Source organism: Streptomyces sp. a15 (genome assembly GCF_059026085.1).
Map to the genome: position 1 here is coordinate 1 of NZ_JBWLKM010000196.1, position 3073 is coordinate 3073.

Annotated in this window: 4 protein-coding genes; 2 read left to right on the plus strand and 2 right to left on the minus strand. The window is 67.6% G+C overall.

From position 1 onward, the window contains the following. Positions 1 to 521: 521 nt before the first annotated feature. Together AC5P09_RS51485 and AC5P09_RS51490 are read left to right on the plus strand one after the other, a co-directional pair. Positions 522 to 725: a cold-shock protein gene (locus AC5P09_RS51485; protein WP_007379522.1), complete on the plus strand. Its 204-nt coding sequence runs from the start codon at positions 522 to 524 to the stop codon at positions 723 to 725. Between the two features lie 925 nt (positions 726 to 1650). After that, the gene (locus AC5P09_RS51490) at positions 1651 to 2328 is read left to right on the plus strand and encodes a GNAT family N-acetyltransferase (protein WP_493880557.1); all 678 of its coding nucleotides are present in this window, start codon (positions 1651 to 1653) and stop codon (positions 2326 to 2328) included. 170 nt (positions 2329 to 2498) lie between these two features. Here the strand turns inward: AC5P09_RS51490 and AC5P09_RS51495 are convergent, their stop codons facing one another. Beyond that, positions 2499 to 2705, minus strand: coding sequence for a hypothetical protein (locus AC5P09_RS51495; RefSeq protein ID WP_493880558.1), 207 nt, complete (start codon positions 2703 to 2705; stop codon positions 2499 to 2501). Beyond that, entirely contained in the window at positions 2693 to 2890 is a 198-nt protein-coding gene (locus AC5P09_RS51500; RefSeq protein WP_493880559.1) for a hypothetical protein, read from the minus strand. The genes AC5P09_RS51495 and AC5P09_RS51500 overlap by 13 nt, the downstream gene beginning before the upstream one ends. Between the last annotated feature and the right edge of the window lie 183 nt (positions 2891 to 3073).

The following is a 3073-nucleotide window of genomic DNA, read 5'->3' on the forward strand; positions in this document are numbered from 1 at the left end:
TGGGGTTTCGGCCGGTGCGGCGAGAGTGCGTGCCGGGCGCTGTGGGTGCTGTGCGGGACTTTCGAAACACCCCCTAGCCATCGCGCCCGCGTCGGGCAGACCTGGGGCCCGGCCTGGCCGCGCCAGTACGCTGACCTGCCGAGGTGGCTGGAAGGCGTCACCCGTCCGGCCGGACGTGGCCTCCGCGTCCCGAGCCATCTGTCACCGAAACGGTCGGGGCATCCGGGGCAGAAGGGTTCACGGACCCCGAGCCGCCGATCAGGCTCTCGTCAATGCACCGAGACAAGGGTGGCCGACGCCTGGGAGCACACTGACATGCCGGGCGCTGAGCCAGGCGCCTTCTCGCTAGCGGCTGCCACCCTCCGGGTGTAGCGTCGTGATCCAGCAGTCGTGGTTCCGAAGTCCCGTTCGCCCGTGATCGCCATCACGGGCGTTCGTGCGTTTCAGCGCCTCTCCGGACCAGGGCGATCACCTCCCGGGCACGCAGGGTGCGGGCCCGGTTTCCCTCGAAGGAGACGGTCATGGCCAAAGGCACTGTCAAGTGGTTCAACAGCGAGAAGGGCTTCGGCTTCATCGAGCAGGAGGGCGGCGGCCCCGACGTCTTCGCCCACTACTCCAACATCGCCGCCCAGGGTTTCCGCGAGCTGCAAGAGGGCCAGAAGGTCGAGTTCGACGTCACCCAGGGCCAGAAGGGCCCACAGGCGGAGAACATCCGCCCTGCCTGATCGCCCCGCTGCGGCAAGGCTCGGTGCACCGACTTGAGGACGCCGGGCCTTGCCGCCTGCCGCATCCGGGCAGCAGGCCGGTGTCCCAGGCCGAGCCCGGTCCGTCACTGGGTGCGGCTCAGGACCGCTAAGACTGCAGATGCGAGATGACCCAGGCGCGGCTGCGGGGCCCTGTGCCTGGCGGGAGGCGTGGACCGCCCGCGGCACGAGCCCCGTGGAGTTCGTCCAGACCCGCTCACGCCTCGCTCGTGTCCCCGCGGCCGCAAGCCGCGGGGACACGGTCTGGCCCGCCGGCCGTTCCCGGGCACAGATCCCAGCGAACGGGAAGAGACGCCACGCCCGGCAGCAACGGTGAATACGCGAGCACGATGCGAACGCGCTTCCTCAAGCCGAGGGCGGCGAGCCCCGGGCCGCCCGCGAGGTTGCACGGCACAGCGCCGCAACCTACTCCAGCAAGCCGCTCCTACTCCAGCAAGCCGCTACTACCGCGGGACCACTCTGTGACGACGCACCACGCCGAGGGCGGCGGCGACAGTCGCTGTCCGTATGCGGAGGCTGGACTCGTCCTCCGGCCCAGGCGTCACCTGACGGCGCTTGGCCCGTTCGACTGCCGCAGCAGCAGGTCGGCGAACGGGGTGATCTCTGCCGCCTTGAGTGGGTGGTCGAAGTTGACGGTGCGATGGCAGCCCGGTGGTCATCCAGCAAGCGCTCACATGGTCAGAGCCACCCCACGTGCTTGAGAGAGTGGGCACGACGTGCGTGATCGCGTGGAACGCGACGGGGGCCATCTCATTTGGCCTGCAGAAAGGTCCCGTCATGGGGATACCCGTCGGGTGTAGCTCTCCCTCTGGGAAGATCGCCATGCCCAGGCTCCAGGCCGAAAATGTGATGCACGCCGTGTTTCCCGGCCCCTAGGGTGGCGCCCATGCCGACAATTGCCTCTCCGTTGTCCGCGTATCCCCCGTTGAACGTGCAGGTGCACACACCCCGGCTGCCCTTGCCGGGGGCGACAGATGAGCTCTTGGAGCGCCTGGTCCCCACGGTCCGCAAGGGTGTGGTCACGCAGCCTTCGTGGCCCTTTGACGATCCGATGTCCCTCTATGAGGACGGCCCGGAGCGCGAGTGGGGCTGGCTACAGGGGGTGTGGCGGGGCCGAGGCCGGGTCAGCGCGAGCCTTTGGCGGCTGTACTTTGTCGTGGTCATCGACGGCGAGCCGGTGGGCATGCAGGATCTGATCGGCACCGACTTCGCCACATTCGGAACGGTCACCACATTCTCCTGGCTCAGCCCGGAGGTGCGGGGTGGCGGCTTGGGCAAGGAGATGCGGCAGGCGGTGCTGCATCTGGCGTTCGATGGGTTGGGGGCCCGTGAGGCGAGCAGCGATGCCTTCTTCGACAACCATCCCTCGAACCGTGTCTCCCAAGCTCTGGGTTACGTGCCGAACGGCGTCAGCTGGGACACCCGGCGCGGCGAGCCGGCGGAGATCAAGCAACGGAGGCTGACCCGCGAGCAGTGGATCAAGCGGCGTCGCGAGGACATCGAACTCGTCGCCGTTGGCGACTGCCTGCCAGTCCTCGGGATTGCCCCGCCACCAGCTGACTGATCAACAAGCCACCCGGGGAAGGCCCGCCTTATCCTCGCGTGGGCCGCCGGCCTCACCTTCGCCTGGATCGACACCAGAGCTGACTACCTCACAACAAGATTCAGGATCTTCCCAGAGGAAGAGCTACACCCATACCCGCCATAGTCCGGTCCGCGACACGGCCGCCGCGGTCAGGCGCTGCGCGGTCGGCGTCCCGACGTCTTCTTCGCCGTCGTCCTCTTGGTGGTCTTCTTGGTGGTGGCCTTCTTGGCCGGCTCCTTCTTCGCGGCCGCCTTCTTCCTCGTGGTCTTCTTCGCAGGCAGGTCGTGCACGTCGGCTTCCGTGCCTTCGTCGCGGGATGCCTTGGCCTGCTGCACGGACTGGGTCAGGGCGGCCATGAGGTCCAACACCTTGCCCGGCTCCCCGGGTCCGGCGCCTCGGGCAGCTCACGGTCCTCCCGCTTCGCTTCGATGATCTTCGCCATGGCGTCGGTGTAGGCGTCCCGGAACTGTGGCCCGTCGAGAATCAGGGCGAGCGCGCCCTCGATCTCGTCCGACCACCGCATCGCGTGCAGCACGATCACGTCCTCGCACACCTTCCGAGCGGAATTGCACTGGAGCAGCTACATCGCGACGCGAGCCTAGGACCTCGCTCTTCCTGAATAATCGCCGGTCAGGCCAGGAGTTCATTGTCAATCCCCTCGGACTGTGGAGATCTTCTAAGCGGCCAGCTCCAAGGCGGAGTTGGCTCGGTGGTCGTGTTCGTA